The sequence below is a fragment of the Mitsuaria sp. WAJ17 genome, from assembly GCF_014174515.1.
GTDB lineage: Bacteria > Pseudomonadota > Gammaproteobacteria > Burkholderiales > Burkholderiaceae_C > Roseateles_B.
Window position 1 is genome coordinate 60,931 of the sequence record NZ_JACJUG010000004.1, and the last position, 16,632, is coordinate 77,562.

Genomic DNA, 16,632 nt, shown 5'->3' on the forward strand with positions numbered 1-16,632 from the left:
TGCCGCCAGAGCGCCCGCGCCCAGGCGGTCCCCGGGCCCCCACAACTCTAGAGCTGCTCCATGACCCACGTCGTTACCGAAGCCTGCATTCGCTGCAAGTACACCGATTGCGTTGATGTCTGCCCCGTCGACTGCTTCCGTGAAGGCCCGAACTTCCTGGCCATTGATCCGGACGAGTGCATCGACTGCGCCGTGTGCATCCCCGAGTGCCCCGTGAACGCCATCGTTCCCGAGGAAGACGTGCCGGGCAACCAGCAGCACATGATCAAGATCAACGCCGACCTGGCGAAGAAGTGGCCCAGCATCACCAAGCGCAAGGCCTCCCTGCCCGACGCGGACGAGTGGAAAGACAAGAGCGACAAGCTCTCCGAACTCATCCGCTGATTACCCCTGCGGGCCACGAACAAAGGGGCCCGGACTCGATAGATTGGATCCTCAAGTGACTCAAGCGACCTCCTCCGCCTCGGCTGGCGTGATCGAAACCGATGCCGTCATCGTTGGCGCCGGCCCCGTGGGCCTGTTCCAGGTGTTCGAACTCGGCCTTCTGGAGATCAAGGCCCACATCATTGACTCCCTGGCCTACCCCGGTGGCCAGTGCATCGAGCTCTACCCCGACAAGCCCATCTACGACATCCCCGCCCTGCCCGTCGTCACCGGCAAGGAGCTGACGGACAACCTGATGAAGCAGATCGAGCCCTTCGGCGCGACCTTCCATCTGGGCCAGGAAGTCACCACGGTGGAGAAGCAGGAAGACGGCCGCTTCTTCGTGGCCACCTCCAAGGGCACGCAGTTCCTGACCAAGACCATCTTCATCGCCGGCGGCGTGGGCTCCTTCCAGCCCCGCACCCTGAAGGTCGATGGCATCGACAAGCACGAGGGCTCGCAGGTCCACTACCGCGTGCGCAAGCCCGAGCAGTTCGCCGGCAAGAACCTGCTGATCGTCGGCGGTGGTGACTCCGCCCTCGACTGGGCCCTGAACTTCTGCGCCGGCAACGAAGACGGCAACCCGCACAAGGCCGAGAGCGTCATCCTGCTGCACCGCCGCGACGGCTTCCGCGCCGCCCCGGCCAGCGTCGCCAAGATGAAGGAGCTGTGCGACAACTACGAGATGCAGTTCATCGTCGGCCAGGTCACGGACCTGGACGAGAGCGAGGACGGCGTGCTCAAGGGCGTGAAGGTCACCGGCGGCGACGGCGTGACCCGCGTCGTGCCCTGCGACCAGGTCCTCGTCTTCTTCGGCCTCTCCCCCAAGCTCGGCCCCATCGCCGAATGGGGCCTGGCCTTGGAACGCAAGCAGATCCTCGTGGACACCGAGAAGTTCCAGACCAGCGTGCCTGGCATCTTTGCGGTGGGTGACATCAACACCTACCCCGGCAAGAAGAAGCTGATCCTGTCGGGCTTCCATGAGGCTGCGCTGGCGGCGTTTGGTGCGATGCCGATCATCAATCCGGAGAAGCGGGTGCATTTGCAGTACACGACCACCAGCCCGAAGCTGCACAAGGTGCTGGGGGTGGAGACGCCGGTGTTTGACTGAGTCGGCGCCTGCCTTGGAGTGAAGAACCCGTCCTTGTGGCGGGTTTTTTGTTGGCTGGCGTGCTGTGAAGCCGGGTGATTCAGCAGGCTTGGGGAAGCGCGCAGGGATGACGGCTGCCTACACTGGGTCCCGGACGTTTATACAGAGATTTGGCATATTATGTTTCAGAGATAAACTTCCTAAACTCGCTATAAACAAGGCCGCCCATGGACTCCGTCCGCAACCCCTTCGTTCCAGGTGCCGGCTCGCCCCCTGTCGAGCTGGCCGGCCGCGATGCCCTCCTCGAGGAGATGCGCGTGGCGCTCCAGCGCGCCCGGATCGGCCGTCACGCCAAGAGCGCGATGCTGGTGGGCTTGCGCGGCGTGGGGAAGACCGTTCTGCTTGACCGCATCCGGGCCGAAGCTGAGGCGGCAGGGATTCACACAGTCCGCATCGAAGCGCCGGAAGGCCGATCTCTGCCCGCCATCCTGGCCCCACAGCTGCGACAGGCCCTGCTCAGGTTGAGCCACGTGGCGGCTGCAAAGGACTACGCCATTCGAGGCCTGCGAGCGCTCGCTGGCTTTGCCGGCAAGATGAAGGTCAAGTATCAGGACCTTGAGGTAGGTCTGGACTACGAGCCCGAGCCAGGCCTCGCCGACAACGGCGACCTCGAACACGATCTGCAAGCGTTGTTTGAGCAGGTCGGCCAGGCAGCAAAAGCCGCCGGCACCGCCGAGGCGATCTTCATCGACGAACTGCAGTACGTGGCCGAGGACCAACTGGCGGTCCTCATCACGGCAATGCATCGCATCGAGCAGCAGCAACTGCCCGTGGTGCTCGTGGGTGCCGGCCTGCCGCAGCTGCGCGGGCGGATGGGCAACGCCAAGTCCTATGCCGAGCGGCTCTTCAACTTTCCAGCCATCGGTCCGCTTCCGAAGCCAGCCGCCGAGCGTGCCATTCGCGTGCCGCTGGAGAAGGAAGGCGTCGCCATCGACCAGGCCGCGCTGAATCGCCTGGTGGACGTCACGCATGGCTATGCCTACTTCCTTCAGCAATGGGGCTTTCATACGTGGGAGCAAGCCGCGCACTCCCCCATCAGCGTCGAGACCGTGTCGCGCGCTTCAGGCAGCGCCGTTGCAGCGCTCGACGAAAGCTTCTTCCGCGTGCGTTTCGATCGCCTGACGCCCAAGGAAAAGCGCTACCTGCGCGCCATGGCCGAACTCGGGCCAGGCCCGCACCGCTCGGGGGACATCGCCAATTGCTACCCGGCCAAGGTCACGTCCCTCGCTCCTACGCGGAGCTCACTGATTGCCAAAGGCATGATCTGGAGCCCGAACCATGGCGACACGGCTTACACGGTGCCGATGTTCGATGAATTCATGAAGCGCATCATGCCCAGCGCTGACTGGCGCCACGCGTGATTCCTGGTCCAGCCGCCGCTCCCCACGCGCAGCCCCGTCGCTGAGTAGGGCCTGGCCCTGGAACGCAAGCAGATCCTCGTGGACACCGAGAAGTTCCAGACCAGCGTGCCTGGCATCTTTGCGGTGGGTGACATCAACACCTACCCCGGCAAGAAGAAGCCGATCCTCTCCAGCTTCCATGAGGCCGCCCTCGCCGCCTTCGGTTCGATGCCGATCATCAATCCGGAGAAGTGGGTGCATTTGCAGTACACGACCACCAGCCCGAAGTTGCACAAGGTGCTTGGGGGTGGAGACGCCGGTGTTTGACTGAGTCGGCACTGCCTCAGCTTGGAGAACCCGCCCTTGTTGCGGGTTTTTTGTTGGATGGACGGAGAGTTTCAGCAGGCTTGGTGAGGCGGGTTGGGTTGCCAATACCGACACTTGCGACGGCCCTGCCTACCAGGGCCAGGGATTGGCGTCCCGATGAGATCCGCGGGTAACCCGAAGGAGATCTCGTGGACGAATCTGATCAATCCAATCCTGGGCGTGTTCTGCGCCCGGGAATATCCGAAATCCTTGATCAATTGGACCGGTTGCTGGAACTCCAGACAGCGGACGTTCGTGCATGGAACGAATGGGGACGGGGTGCGCGCACCGGCTTGTCGGGAGCGTGTCGGAAGCAGTTGGAGGTGGCGGAAGCGCTGGAAGTGATACTGGATTTGCTCAGTGCTGATCCTGAGAATCCGGTACGCGCAGGTGGTGTATTGTGCTTGTTAGGCCCGTTGGCGGAGAAAATGGAAGCCGCCTACGGCCTCACGAACTCGTTCCATGGAACGTCAAGACGACGCCCCCAGCCTGGGTGCCACTAACTGCCGCAACGCAGCGATTGTTGTTCTTCGCAAAGCTAATGCTACAGGACTACCTTTGGCCATGAGCGGCCATTGACAAATGGCTGCGGTGCGGCGAGCTGGCCAATCAAAGCACGGACACACTTGCCGGAAAACCATTGGGATTTAGCCATTTAAGGCTGCCAAATTCGCAGTTCTGAACATCTCTACCCTAACGAACATCATGGACTACGCAGAAATAAACACAATCCGCGGTCAGTACCAAGCGGGACTTTGGCCTCAGACCAGATCATCACAAATGGAATGCGAAGGTTGGAGATCAAATCCACAAGAGTTCCGCCAGTGTTTGGGAAGTTCTTGCGAATGAGTGGTGCAGGTCGTGTCTTGATCCTGCCGAGCGCCAGCAGCTTGCAACGGCAATAGCAGCCGTTGCTGATGCAATATAACTACATCACATAGCGCAGAGCCGAATGAGAACGTGAGAACGGGGTCAGATACCGTCTTGAATTTCAAGCTTAGGCACAGCCAAAGCGGGATCAAACGGACGGCCTGAGCGCAGCACGCCAAAGATCAGCATCGCCATCTTGTGCATGCAAGCCCCGATGATGGCCTTGGGGGCGTGACCGGGGACCAGGGTCAGATACCTTAAATTTCAAGTCCCCCTGCCCGCCTGTTCTCCCAGCATCCTCTACCCTGCCCACGCCTCGAGTCACCCTCTTCGAGTTCACCCGCGTCCAGCCAGTCTAGCCAGGGTCAGGCCTTAAATCTAAAGGCCTACATATTTAAGGCCTGACCCCGCCTCTTGTTCGGCCCTGGCTATGCCTTGTATGCAGGCAAATGAAAATAGGGCGGTAATGCAATTTCGGATGATCTGTTTCATTTCTTTATGATGCAAAGGATTGTTTTCTTGATAACTATTGCGGCCATTGCAATGATCATTGCGATGAGCAATGCAATCTCGATTACAAAGCCTGGACTAATGTGAAAAATGATAAACGAAAAAATCATGTACACCATGAATACTTGGATAAAGTTCGGCTGAACCGCTACGAGTTTTTCCTTGCATTCGGGGCAGGTAAGTACTCCTGATGGCGACGATTTCAGGGCGCTAAAAACTTGGATTTTTCCGATATTGCAGGATGGGCATGTATACATGTTGTTTTGCCAGTGTGTACTCAAAATTCATTTTCTCTACTGGGTAAATGCGGGCACTCCCCATGCGGTGGGTGTTGTCCGCGAAACAAATGGCTATTTGATTTGATCTGATTTTGCGGTAACGCCGTGCGGCGGTCCGCGCGTTGCCGGCAAGGCGCCTCGTTTGGGATCTTGCTTCCGCTGCGGGTTTGATCGAGCAGCACGTCGAAGCCGGCGTCAGCAAGCGCGTCGGTCTTCAGTGGTCCTGCCCTGCACGCTGGCATATTGATTGTTGATTCCGTGCTGTGCAAGGGTGCAATGGCACGGTCTGATGGTCCAGTGGGGTCACCTCAGTTCGCATCCATCGAGTGACTGCCAGGCTCCGCCAAGAGAGCAGCAGGTCGAGGTGGGTTGGCGGGCGGGCATGCAGAGGATCGGAAACCGGCCAGACCAGGGGAACCTCACATCTTTGCCGTCATTGAACGGACGGAAGACTGGCACCAAAGGCGGCGAGTCAGACTGTAATCTGAAGGCCTTTGGTTTAAAGACCTGGCCCCGGCTCCCGCCCCCTTGGGCAAGACCTGACCGCGCCACCTAGCTCCCGGCAGGCCTGACCCCGCTCCGGATCGCCCGCTCCTGGATCTGGGTTGGCGGCTAGGGCTTGAAACTTAAGGCCCTCGCGTTCTTGGCTCCAACTCCTCGCCATCCTCCTCGTCGCCTGGCTGCTCAAAACCCAGCTCTTCGGCCACCGCGTGAGGTCGGGGTCAGATACCTTAAAAGTTATTCGAATTTGGCACGGCTATATCGTCTATCAGCGTGACCTGACTCCCGAACAATGGAAAGCCGGGCGCGACGCAGGGCTCCCGAATTGGCCGAGGAAGCCGAAATAATGATTGCAAACAGCTCTATTTACAAACTGACATTCGAAGATTTTAGGCTTGATTTCGAGCTTGATATTTTCCGATCGGTTCGCATTACCGATGAAATATCAGACTCATCGGGGATCTATCCATTCGCCGTCGTGGATGTGCGATTTTCAAAGGGCGATGCCACAGGAACTCTATCGTCAGCCGAGAATCCTGAAAATTTCCTTGAAGATTTGAGGCGCATTTCGGCCCAGATCGAGCAAATCCCAGAGGGGGCGAATATGGCGGAAAATATCGCATGCGGCGAATGGTGCGCCTGGATGAAAGGATACTGGGATCGAATTGAGGGCGACTGTGTGTTGTCGGACGATGAAACTGTTTACGACGAGCTCATCAAATGCTCGGTGTTTGAGAGCAGAGAGGCGCATCTGGCCGCGTATCTTTATTCTGGGCGGGCAGTCGTTGAGTTCGCAACGAGAGGTGCTGAAAGAATCGCTAACGTGAGGGGTTGGTCGCAATTTGATCCAGCGGAATGCATCCAGAGCCTACGAGTCATTGCATGTCAAATGAGAAAGGAAATATTTGATAATCTCCAACTCTATGCTCGCGGCTCTGATCGTTGAAATTAAAAGTTCGGGGCATCAATGGGGACTGAGTCAGATACCGTCTTGAATTTCAAGCTTTGGCACGGCCAACGTTGGATCAAACGGACGTCCTGAGCGCAGCACGCCAAAGATCAGCATGGCCATCTTGTGCATGCAGGCCCCGATGATGGCCTTGGGGGCGTGACCTGTGGTCTTGAGCCGCTCAGCGAAGCGCCTGGCGGTGGCTCGGCGGTACAGCGTGTGGCAGACATCGCACAGCAGGGCCAGCTCAAGGAGGCAGTGGCCGCGCAGAAGGCCGCGCAGAAGGCCCCGCCCGCGGCGCCGCCCCACTTCGATCCGGCGGTCTTCATCGGTCTCTGCGAGGGCGAACCGGGCGATCTCCTGCGCATCGAGCAGGAGATCGCAGGCCCGCTCACGATGCGGCGCGCCGGTGGTGGCGCGCCGCTGCGTCCGCTCGGCCTGCGCCGCGTGCATGCCAGCAGCAGCATCACCCTGCTGGACCTGTCGGACGACGGCAAATCCCTCACGCTGACGCACAACAACGACCCCAAGCCGGTGCCGTTCAAGCGCCTGCCCGACTACCGTGCCAGCGCTGAGGAGCGGGCCGCCCTGGCCGGGCGCTACTACAGCGACGAACTGGACGCGGCATGGACGCTGACGGACCAGAAGGAGGGGCTGGTGCTCAAGGGCACCGGGAGCGGCGGGGCAGCGCTGGCGGGCGTCAAGCCGGATCTGCTGGAGGGCCCCCGGTGATTCGCGTTAGGATGTCCAAACCCATCGACGCTTGGCACACATGCTGCCCAAAACGCTGGCCCTCATTGACGACGATCGCGAATACAGCGATGGCCTCTCCCGCTACCTGATCGAGCGAGGCATTGCCGTGGACGCCTTCGCAGACAGCAATGAGCTGCTCGCCTGCCGTGACCCTTACCGATATGACTTCTACGTCACGGACCTGATGCTGCCGGGGGTGGACGGCGTCGATCTCATCAAGATCCTGCGCATGCGCACCAACGCCGGGGTCCTGGTGGTGTCCGGCCGCCTGGCCAGCGACACCTTCAAGCAAGTGGTCACAGCCGGCGCCGACATGTACCTGGCCAAGCCCGTGCAGTTCGAGCAGGTCGAGATCGCGATCGAGGCAGTCTGCCGGCGGGCTTCCCCGGAGAGTACGCAGCACAACGATTGGTTCTTTGCCCGCCGCGATGCGCTGCTCGTGGCCCCTGACGGCGCGCAGGTCGAACTCAGCGATGCCGACGTCATCCTGCTGGAATGCTTCATCGAGGCCCAAGGCAACTTCGTGTCACGGGACACCCTGCTGCAGCGCCTGGGCCGCACAGGCGCTGGCGAAGCCTCCGGGGGGCTCAATGCCATGATCTTCAGGCTGCGCCGCCGCATCGAGCGTGCAACGCCCGTGGCGGTACCGCTGCAGACGAAGTCGGGTGTGGGGTACGCCTTCAAGGCCCCGCTCACCTCCCGTTAGCCGGAAGGAGCCCTGCCTGGATCAGCTGTCCGTCTGGCAGATGGTCAGCCTGAACGTGGTGCCTCGCTCACCGGTGCTCAGCACTTCGGCGGTGCCACCATGCAGTTGCATCACCTGGCGGACGATGTAAAGCCCCAGCCCGCTCCCTGCGCCCTTGCCCCTGCCGCGAGCGCCCCGCGTGAAAAGGGTGGATGCGAGGCTCATGGGAATCCCCGGTCCCTCGTCCGTCACATCAATCAGCAAGGCCAGCGGATCATCGGAGTCCGAGATGCGAAGGACGACCCGCGAAGCCGGCGGGCCGAACTTCAGAGCGTTGGCGATGAGGTTGCGAAGCGCCAGGCGCATCAGGCTCATGTCCAGCATGGCGGTTCGCGTCGCGGTGGCCCTGAGCACCTGCACCCGGGCCCGCTCACTCTGGGGCATGTCGCCAATGGCCACGGCGATCAGCGCGTCAATGTCGGCGTCTGTCTTCTGAATCGGCGCAGGACGCGCCAGCAGGGCAGCCACAGCCAGCGTGTTGCCAATGCTGGACTGCACCTGGCCCAACACGGACTGGGCGCGTTGCAGCTGGTCAATCGCCAAGTCCTGCCCCAGATTCTTCAGCAGGCGATGGGCCGTCTGCATGGCGGCGGAGGCATTGTTCAGCGGCTGACGCACTTCATGCGCCAGTACATCGAGCATCTCCGTTCGCTCTGAAAGCAGTTCCTGCAGGTACCGGGCGTGCTCCTCCACCTGATGCCTGAGGACCTCCTCGCGCCGCAAGGCGGCCTGGGTTTGCTTCAGCTGGGTCACTTCGGTGACCTGCACCAGAAACCCACGCACCGTCCCCTCGACGATATCGGGGATGTACTCGACAAGGCTGTGCCGCTTGACGCCATCCGGCCCCGGAATGATGCGCTCAAACACCTGCCGCTCGCCGGCCAGGGCGGCCCGCATATAGCCCTCATTCAGCGCGAACAGATCCGGCCCCAGAAGATCCCGGATGGAGGTTCCCAGGAGATTGCCGGGATTGACACCGAACCAGCGCTCATAGGCCCGATTGGCGAATCGGCAGCGAAGGTTCTGGTCCCAATACGCCAGCATGGACGGCACCCGATCCACCAGCAGGCGCATGTAGTAGTCGGGTTCACCGTAAGGTTCGTCGTTCATACCTTGGAAGTCTCGCCGAAGGGCTGGCAGCTGCGCCGCCATTGTCCACAGACCAGGGCTGAGCCCGCCCAAGACTCGAGCCTGGGCCGCAGTCCGCCAATAGCCACACGCCCCGCGCCGCTGCGCATGCAAACCCTCGGACCCCGAACCCGGACGCTCAAGGCACCTGGCATCCAGCTGATCTCCGCCTGATTCCAATCAGAAATTGCGCACTAGTGCACTTATTTGACGCTCAGCGAATTTATTCGCCAAAAAAGCTCGGCAAGCTTTGCTGCATCATGGATCTGCGCTCAAGAACCAGTGCCGGCTCAAGCTCCGCACTCGGCCACCGAGGCGCGCCATGCCGGTCTGCTCTATCCAAGAGCCGCCCCGTCTAGCCCGGCATTGCGCCAGAAGCAGCGAGTGACAGCGCGGGTCAGCCCCGGGCATGGCACAGGCCAGGCCAGACAGGCTGTCGCTGGTCACGGCCATGATCCAAGGCCAGGACGACAGCCAGGGATCTATCGGCAATGCCGCGCCGACACTCGCCGATCGGGGCAGAAGTAAGTAGTAAGGAGTGGATATGTCTTTTCAATCTATCTCGGTCAAGGCCAAGCTCTCGTCAGCGTTCGGGCTGCTGTGCTTCATCTTTGTCGTCGTGTCGATACTCGCACTGAACGCCCTCTCGGCTGCCAGCGAGAATTTCGCTCAGTTCGTCCATGGAACCAATGCACGGCTGCTTCTTTCGTATGAAGCACGCACCGCCGTGGAAATGCGTGCCATCGCGGCAAGAGACCTGGTCAATGCGGCCGCCAACGATGTGCAGGCCATCAAGTCTGAGGTCTCAAAATCCCATCTGAAGGTCACCAAGGATCTTGAAGACCTCGGTAGGCTGACCAACGATCCCCGCGTCACCGAGACGGAGCGCAAGCTGTTTGGGGAGTTGGCCGATGTGGAGCGAAAGTACGCCCCAGTGGCCCTGGCCATCGTCGAGCTGGCCAGCAACGGCCAGCGCGAGGCTGCGGTGGCAAAGATGAACCAGGAATGCCGACCTCTTCTCTCGTCGCTGGTAAAGGCGGCCCAAGCGTACCGGGACTACTCCGCCACGCACTCGTCTGAACTCGTCGAGCAGGCGGCGCAGGCCTATTCCACCAAGCGTGCGGCCTTGCTGATGGCCTGCCTGTTCACCGCCGTCGCGGCGATTCTCGCGGGATATGCCATCACCCGAAGCCTCAGCCGGGCGCTGGGCGCGGAACCCGGTGTGCTGGGGCAAATCGCGCAGAAGGTTGCCTCCGGGGACCTGAGCGCCATCGAGGCCGGCCATGTCCCCGAGGGCAGCGTCATGCATTCCCTGGTCGATATGCAGCAAAGCCTCGCGAAGATCGTGGGCGCCGTGCGCAACGGCAGCGAAAGCATTGCCACCGGCACTTCGCAAATCGCAACAGGCAATGCCGACCTGAGCCAGCGTACTGAAGAACAGGCGAGCAACCTTCAGCAAACCGCGGCCTCGATGGAGCAGTTGGCCGGCACCGTCCGCACGAGTGCCGAGACTTCGCGCGAGGCCAATCGCCTGGCCTCGGATGCCGCGGGGGCAGCCATTCGGGGTGGGGAGCAAGTGGGCCAGGTGGTTCAGGCCATGCGCGAGATCGCGGCGTCCTCCCACAAGATTGCGGACATCATCAGCGTCATTGATGGCATCGCATTCCAGACGAACATCCTGGCCCTCAACGCCGCCGTCGAGGCCGCCCGCGCCGGCGAGCAGGGGCGCGGCTTTGCCGTGGTGGCCGGTGAAGTCCGCACGCTGGCTCAGCGCAGCGCGCAGGCTGCCAAGGAAATCAAGGGGCTGATCACGGACAGCGTGGAACGCGTGCAGGCAGGCTCGGCGCAGGTGGACCAGGCGGGGCAGTCGATGCAGGAGATTGTTGAACAGGTCCGGCGGGTCAGCAGCATGATCAGCGAGCTGTCCACTGCGGCGAACGAGCAGTCTCAAGGCATCAGCCAGGTGGGGAATGCCGTTCACCAACTGGACCAGGTGACGCAGCAGAATGCTGCGCTGGTCGAGGAAACGTCCGCCGCGGCGGAAAGCCTGAGGGTCCAGGCTGCGCAGCTCTCACAGGCGGTCAGTGTGTTCCGGATCAGTCCAGCCTGAGCCGCCTTGGCTGACCGGCCCAGGGGCCTGAGCGCCCCTGACGCTCCTGGCTCCTCACGCCGCCCCTGCGCACAGATGCAGGGGCGGCGTCACGCACAGCCAGGGCGCAAGTGGGGCCCAAGAGGAACGACGACGGGGCGCGATGGCAGCAGGCGCGGCGCGGAGTGCGCCGGGCTCCAGATCAGCGGCCCCTGCGCAGGCGACGGCAGAGGCCGGCAGGCCAGGCCCGCATACAATGCCCGCTTCAGCTCAGCCACTGAGCTGATTCCGCTAGGGGTGCTGGCTCATCTGATGAGCCGGCTGAGAAAGTCCCTTTGAACCTGATCGCGCCCGGGCTGGCTGCCAGCTGGCTTGGGACCGAGGTAATCCTCGCGCAGGGAAGCACGCATGCCACGGCCTGAGCTCTCAGCAGGCCCTTGATGTGGTCGCTCGCCGCCCTGCCATCGCTAGAAGCAGTCCGACGATGGCCCGTATCACCCGCTCCCTTCCTCATGTTCTCGCCGCCGCCTGTGCGCTTGCCTGCGCGCAAGGCGCCATGGCCCAGTCCACCGGCAACAGCCTCCCTGGCGTCGCCGTCAGCGGCCGCAGCGCCGATGCGCCCGTCAACGTGGGCGGGTTCGGGGACACGCCCGCCGCCAAGCTGCCCTTCCAGGCCAGCGTGCTCAACGCCGAGCGCCTGGCCGATGCGGGCCTCAGCAGCCTCGCCGGTCTCGTCAAGCTCGACGCTTCGGTGCAGGACAGCTACAACGCCGCCGGCTACGTCTCCTACCTCAAGGTGCGCGGCTTCGAGCTGGACAACCGCTTCAACTACCGCCGCGACGGTCTGCCCATCAACGCCGAGACGGCCCTGGCCCTGGGCAACAAGAGCAGCATCGAGGTCTTCAAGGGCACCAGCGGCATCCAGGCCGGCACCAGCAGCCCCGGCGGCCTCGTGAATCTGGTGGTGAAGCGCCCGACGACGACGCTGTTGAGCGCGACCCTGAGCGTCTCGGAGCGCGGCACCACGGAAGCGGCGCTGGACTGGAGCCAGCGCTTCGGCGCCGGCGAGGCCTTCGGCGTGCGCATCAACGCCGCCAGCGCGCAACTGCGCCCCGAGTTGCGCGACGCCGATGGCAGCCGCCACCTGCTGGCCGTCGCTGCCGATGCCCGGCTGAGCCGCGACACCCTGCTCGAGGCCGAGCTCGAATGGAACCGCCAGTCCCAGCGCAGTCAGCCCGGCATGAGCCTGCTGGGTGACAAGCTGCCCTCGGCCCGGGACTTCGATCCGCGCATCAACCTCAACAACCAGGACTGGAGCCTGCCGGTGGTCTTCGACAACCGCCACGCCTCCTTGCGCCTGACGCAACGCCTGAACGCGAACTGGCAGGCCCAGGCCCATCTGGGCCTGCAGCGCCTGAAGACGGACGACCGCTTGGCCTACGCCTTCGGCAAGTTCGATCCCGAGACCTACGACTGCAATCCCTGCGACCGCTATGCCGCCGACGGCAGCTTCTCGATCTGGGACTTCCGCAGCGAGAACGAGCGCCGCAACACGGAGGCCCTGGACCTCTCCCTCGCCGGCCGCCTGAACACGGGCATGCTGCAGCATCGCCTGAACACCGGCGTGTTGCTCAACCGCTTCGAGAGCCGCTTCCAGCAGCAGGCCTACAACCTCGTGGGCGTGGGCACCATCGACGGCAAGAGCCGTGTCCCGGCCGATCCCAGCCTCACCGACGAGAACACCCAGCGCGACGAGCGCAGCACCGAGTTCTACCTCCGCGATGCCGTGCAGATCGACGCGCAATGGCAAGCCTTCCTCGGCCTGCGCCACACGCGCATCCAGCGCGACAGCATCCGCACCAACGGCTCGCGCGCCACCAGCTACTCGCAGAACCTCGACACGCCCTGGATTGGTCTGAGCTACGCCCTCAGCCCCAGCCTCATGGCCTATGGCAGCTGGGGCCAAGGCATGGAGTCCGACGTCACGCCCAACCGCAAGCGCTTCGGCACCCAAGCCGGCCGGTCCCTGCCGGCGATCAAGAGCCGCCAGATGGAGTTGGGCCTCAAGTCGGGCAGCAGCACGGTGGACTGGTCCATCGCCTGGTTCGACATCAAGCGCCCGGTGTGGATGGACGCCGGCGCTTGCGACGACGCAGCACCCGGCTCCTGCACCCGCGTGGAAGACGGCAGCGCCCGCCACCGCGGCCTGGAGGCCCAGGCAGACCTGAAGTGGAGCGGCGGCGGCCTGCTGGCCAGTTGGATGGAGCTGAAGGCCCGCCGCGAAGGCAGCGCCGTGGCCGGCACCAACGGCCTGCTGCCGACCAACGTGCCCAAGCGCAACATCAAGATGCAGGTCCGCCAGACTCTGGTCGCCGGCCTGCAAGGGCAGTTGGGCCTGGTCTATGAGGGCCCTCGCGCCGTGCTGCCGGACAACAGCGTGATGGTCGCCGGCTGGACCCGCCTGGACGCTGGCCTGCGCTATGAGCAGGCCATGGGCTCCCGCCTCTACACCTGGCGTGCGGGCGTGGACAACCTGACGGACAAGCGCGCCTGGCGCGAAAGCCCCTACCAGTACGGCCACGCCTACCTCTACCCGCTGGCGCCGCGCACCTGGCGCGCCAGCCTGGAGGTGACGCTGTAAGCGAGGGCCGGGCGCCATGCCGCCCCCCGGTGGCTGGGCTGGCGTCGGTTGGGGTTAGGGGCTTTCCTGGCCTCCCGAACGCCACGCTTGTGGAACCCCAAAAATTCTGTCTATAATCCTAGGCTCTGTTCCCCGATAGCTCAGTCGGTAGAGCGCCGGACTGTTAATCCGTAGGTCCCTGGTTCGAGCCCAGGTCGGGGAGCCAAGAACAGAACGCAAGGCAGATCTTGATCTGCTGAGCAGCTAAAGCCACCGCGATCACCTCAAGGTGGCTTTGCTATTTATGAAAGCCTGCTTTTTGCATTGCAATAGCGGGCCGTACCGATCCATTCCCCGATAGCTCAGTCGGTAGAGCGCCGGACTGTTAATCCGTAGGTCCCTGGTTCGAGCCCAGGTCGGGGAGCCAAATCAAGACGCGTGGTGCCACCGCTTGCCACGCCGACATCGAACGATTCCCCGATAGCTCAGTCGGTAGAGCGCCGGACTGTTAATCCGTAGGTCCCTGGTTCGAGCCCAGGTCGGGGAGCCAACTCAGAAGCCTCATTCGCGAAAGCGGGTGGGGCTTTTTCTTTGCTGGGCCGGGAAACATAGGGGAATGACAAAACTAACTCAACGAAGCCTCGGCCCATGGCGCGGCATCATCGGAGGAAAGCCGGACTTGCCACCTAAGGCCCGAACGATCAGACTGTCGCGTACAGCGAGGTGGTCTTGCTGAGGGAGATGTCGATGAACCATGAGTCTGCGCTAAGCGTTGCCCTTTCGACTGAGAACGCCTTGGGACCTGCCTCGGCAGCGTCCTGGCTAGGTCGCTGGAAGAATCAGATGCACTCCGAAATGACTCTGGCGGTCACTGGATCGGACGTAACCGGTTCGTATACGAGTGCTAGCAGTAGCGGTGGTGGTCCGGTGACTGGTTCGCTCAAAGGGACTGTTTCCGGCGACCTAATTTCCTTTTTGGTCTTGTGGCCAGGTGGGTCTATGACTGCATGGACGGGCCAGCTGGTCAACGACCAAACTGCTCCCTGCATCAAGACCCTTTGGCACCTTGTGACAAATGTGCCCGACCCAGACGAGCCCGAAAAGCTCTGGCTGTCCACGCTGGCCGGCGCCGACGACTTTACACGTTGAGACCACTTTGAAATCAGGGCCAACCGATCCAGCCGACTTGACACAAGTCATGGGCTTGTTAATCCGTAGGCCCTTGGCTCGATCCTAGGCCGGCTCAATGACGCTCAGCAAAACTCCGCGTTGTTACCTTGATTTCAATGCAATTTTTGAAAAATGAATCCATCTCCATCGTATCAGGCTCCGCCAGGAGCTCGAAAGCAAGAAGTCGCAGGGTGTAAACTGCAAGGGCTCCCTTACAAATCTTGTACTTAGGACTGACAGTGCGCGCGACTGTTAATCCGTAGGTCCCTGGTTCGAGCCCAGGTCGGGGAGCCAAATTCAGAAGCCTCGCTGTGCATGCAGCGGGGCTTTTTTCTTTCTTATCTTTCGCATCAAAGCCACCGCCATGAGCACCCTCCCCCCCTGCCCCCAATGCGCCTCCACCTACACCTACGAGGACGGCGCCAACCTCGTCTGTCCCGAGTGCGGCCACGAGTGGTCCGCCCAGGCCGCGGCGGCAGAAGGCGCCGAGGAGGTGCGTGTGATCAAGGACGCCGTGGGCAATGTGCTGCAGGACGGCGACACGGTGACCGTCATCAAGGACCTCAAGATCAAGGGCTCCTCCCTGGTCGTGAAGGTGGGCACCAAGGTCAAGAACATCCGCCTGGCCGAGGGCGACCATGACATCGACTGCAAGATCGATGGCATCGGCGCCATGGGGCTGAAGTCGGAGTTCGTGAAGAAGGTCTGAGCTGGCTCAGGCGCCCTCCCTCGCCACCCACTCCCTCGGCGAACACCCCATCCGCTGTGCAAAGGCCCGCGAAAAGGCCGAGGGCGTGGCGTAGCCCAGCTCGTCGGCCAGTTGCTTGACGGCCTGGCCGCGGCGCAGAGCCTGGCAGGCGAGGCTCAGGCGCCAGGCCAGCACATACTCGGCCGGGGTGTCGCCCATCAGGTCCTTGAACAAGCCGGCGAAACGGCTGCGGGACATGCCCGCCTCCGCGGCCATGCGCTCCAGGCTCCAGGCCTCGCCTGGCCGCTCGTGCACCGCCACCAAGGCACGCGCCAGCTGCGGATGCCCCAGCCCGCGCAACAGGCCCGCCGGCAGGCCGCTGGCCTCCGGGTGGGCCAGCATCCAGCGCAGCAGCTGCATCAGCAGGACCTCGAAGAGCCGGTCCGCCATCAGACGCTGGCCGCACTGCACGCGCCCGGTCTCGGCAAAGAGCAGGCCCAGGCAGGACTCCAGGCCCTCGACCTGCGCCAGCGGCAGCACGACCAGCGGCGGCAGCGCCCGCACCAGGGGATGGGCGTCCCCCCCCTCGAACGCCAGCGTGGCGCAGGTGAAGTCCGAGCCCTCGGCAGGCGCGTTGTGGAAATCATGTGCCAGCGGCCTGGGGTAGAAGAGCAGGCTGGGCTCGCGCACATGCAGGCGGCGCGGCGCGCCCTCCTGCCCGCCGGGATGGCTCAGCGACATCTCGCCCCGACGCATCACATGCAGGAAGCCGCGCCCGGGCTCGGCCGCGAAATGCGTGGTCCCGCACAGCGGGCCGGCATGGAAGAGATGGGCGCGCACCCGGCAACGCTCCAGCAGGCCGGAGAGGCGGTCCAGGCCCTCGCCGTCCGGCGTGGTGGGTGCCAGGACGGGGTCAGGTCTTGCGTCCATGGGGTCAGGTCTTGCTGGGTTCTTCATGGCCTCGTGCCCGGGCGGGGCAGTCGTCGTCTCTTGCACTTCGGCGCCTCAGCGGCTTGAAGCAAAATTTGTACCAATTGGACTGTTTCAAATAC

Annotated in this window: 12 protein-coding genes, 3 tRNA genes and 1 pseudogene; 14 read left to right on the forward strand and 2 right to left on the reverse strand. The window is 62.8% G+C overall.

Annotated features, from left to right (window positions below):
- Window positions 1-60: 60 nt before the first annotated feature.
- The 7 genes and pseudogenes from fdxA (at window position 61) to H5407_RS04685 (ending at window position 7,846) form a co-directional block, all read left to right on the forward strand.
- Window positions 61-384, forward strand: coding sequence for a ferredoxin FdxA (gene fdxA, locus H5407_RS04655; RefSeq protein WP_183103273.1), 324 nt, complete (start codon window positions 61-63; stop codon window positions 382-384).
- A gap of 43 nt (window positions 385-427) precedes the next feature.
- Entirely contained in the window at window positions 428-1,534 is a 1,107-nt protein-coding gene (locus H5407_RS04660; RefSeq protein ID WP_183103274.1) for an NAD(P)/FAD-dependent oxidoreductase, read from the forward strand.
- 206 nt (window positions 1,535-1,740) lie between these two features.
- Window positions 1,741-2,934, forward strand: a complete 1,194-nt coding sequence (locus H5407_RS04665; RefSeq protein ID WP_183103275.1) for an ATP-binding protein — start codon at window positions 1,741-1,743, stop codon at window positions 2,932-2,934.
- A gap of 48 nt (window positions 2,935-2,982) precedes the next feature.
- A pseudogene (locus tag H5407_RS04670) lies at window positions 2,983-3,244 on the forward strand (ferredoxin--NADP(+) reductase); the annotation flags it as partial.
- Between the two features lie 2,519 nt (window positions 3,245-5,763).
- Complete coding sequence (locus tag H5407_RS04675; protein WP_183103276.1) at window positions 5,764-6,384, forward strand: hypothetical protein; 621 nt, start codon at window positions 5,764-5,766, stop codon at window positions 6,382-6,384.
- A 222-nt stretch (window positions 6,385-6,606) separates the two neighbouring features.
- Window positions 6,607-7,119 carry a hypothetical protein gene (locus H5407_RS04680; RefSeq protein ID WP_183103277.1) on the forward strand — a complete coding sequence of 171 codons (513 nt, stop codon included), beginning with the start codon at window positions 6,607-6,609 and terminating at the stop codon, window positions 7,117-7,119.
- 40 nt (window positions 7,120-7,159) lie between these two features.
- Window positions 7,160-7,846 carry a response regulator transcription factor gene (locus H5407_RS04685; protein WP_183103278.1) on the forward strand — a complete coding sequence of 229 codons (687 nt, stop codon included), beginning with the start codon at window positions 7,160-7,162 and terminating at the stop codon, window positions 7,844-7,846.
- Between the two features lie 21 nt (window positions 7,847-7,867).
- Here the strand turns inward: H5407_RS04685 and H5407_RS04690 are convergent, their stop codons facing one another.
- Window positions 7,868-8,959, reverse strand: coding sequence for an ATP-binding protein (locus H5407_RS04690; protein ID WP_183103279.1), 1,092 nt, complete (start codon window positions 8,957-8,959; stop codon window positions 7,868-7,870).
- Window positions 8,960-9,557: 598 nt separating this feature from the next.
- Here H5407_RS04690 and H5407_RS24640 point away from each other — a divergent pair.
- The 7 genes from H5407_RS24640 to H5407_RS04725 all read left to right on the forward strand — a co-directional run bounded on the left by H5407_RS24640 (window position 9,558) and on the right by H5407_RS04725 (window position 15,601).
- On the forward strand, window positions 9,558-11,123 hold the full coding sequence (locus H5407_RS24640; protein ID WP_220800477.1) for a methyl-accepting chemotaxis protein: 1,566 nt from the start codon (window positions 9,558-9,560) through the stop codon (window positions 11,121-11,123).
- 463 nt (window positions 11,124-11,586) lie between these two features.
- Window positions 11,587-13,743, forward strand: coding sequence for a TonB-dependent siderophore receptor (locus tag H5407_RS04700; RefSeq protein ID WP_183103280.1), 2,157 nt, complete (start codon window positions 11,587-11,589; stop codon window positions 13,741-13,743).
- Window positions 13,744-13,872: 129 nt separating this feature from the next.
- Window positions 13,873-13,948 (forward strand) — tRNA-Asn (locus tag H5407_RS04705).
- A 125-nt stretch (window positions 13,949-14,073) separates the two neighbouring features.
- A tRNA-Asn gene (locus H5407_RS04710) sits at window positions 14,074-14,149 on the forward strand.
- 47 nt (window positions 14,150-14,196) lie between these two features.
- Window positions 14,197-14,272, forward strand: a tRNA-Asn gene (locus tag H5407_RS04715).
- A gap of 197 nt (window positions 14,273-14,469) precedes the next feature.
- Window positions 14,470-14,871 (forward strand): avidin/streptavidin family protein, encoded by a 402-nt coding sequence (locus H5407_RS24820; RefSeq protein WP_183103281.1) that lies wholly within the window; start codon window positions 14,470-14,472, stop codon window positions 14,869-14,871.
- Between the two features lie 385 nt (window positions 14,872-15,256).
- Complete coding sequence (locus H5407_RS04725; RefSeq protein WP_183103282.1) at window positions 15,257-15,601, forward strand: zinc ribbon domain-containing protein YjdM; 345 nt, start codon at window positions 15,257-15,259, stop codon at window positions 15,599-15,601.
- 6 nt (window positions 15,602-15,607) lie between these two features.
- Here the strand turns inward: H5407_RS04725 and H5407_RS04730 are convergent, their stop codons facing one another.
- Window positions 15,608-16,510, reverse strand: a complete 903-nt coding sequence (locus H5407_RS04730; protein WP_183103283.1) for an AraC family transcriptional regulator — start codon at window positions 16,508-16,510, stop codon at window positions 15,608-15,610.
- Window positions 16,511-16,632: the final 122 nt, after the last annotated feature.

Bases quoted from the DNA above. Each gene is read 5' to 3' on its own strand.
- H5407_RS04665 (WP_183103275.1), top strand. From the start codon at position 1,741: ATGGACTCCGTCCGCAACCCCTTCGTTCCAGGTGCCGGCTCGCCCCCT.
- fdxA (WP_183103273.1), top strand. From the start codon at position 61: ATGACCCACGTCGTTACCGAAGCCTGCATTCGCTGCAAGTACACCGAT.
- H5407_RS04730 (WP_183103283.1), bottom strand. From the start codon at position 16,510: ATGGACGCAAGACCTGACCCCGTCCTGGCACCCACCACGCCGGACGGC.
- H5407_RS24820 (WP_183103281.1), top strand. From the start codon at position 14,470: ATGAACCATGAGTCTGCGCTAAGCGTTGCCCTTTCGACTGAGAACGCC.
- H5407_RS04700 (WP_183103280.1), top strand. From the start codon at position 11,587: ATGGCCCGTATCACCCGCTCCCTTCCTCATGTTCTCGCCGCCGCCTGT.
- H5407_RS04725 (WP_183103282.1), top strand. From the start codon at position 15,257: ATGAGCACCCTCCCCCCCTGCCCCCAATGCGCCTCCACCTACACCTAC.
- H5407_RS04690 (WP_183103279.1), bottom strand. From the start codon at position 8,959: ATGCGCCTGCTGGTGGATCGGGTGCCGTCCATGCTGGCGTATTGGGAC.
- H5407_RS04685 (WP_183103278.1), top strand. From the start codon at position 7,160: ATGCTGCCCAAAACGCTGGCCCTCATTGACGACGATCGCGAATACAGC.
- H5407_RS24640 (WP_220800477.1), top strand. From the start codon at position 9,558: ATGTCTTTTCAATCTATCTCGGTCAAGGCCAAGCTCTCGTCAGCGTTC.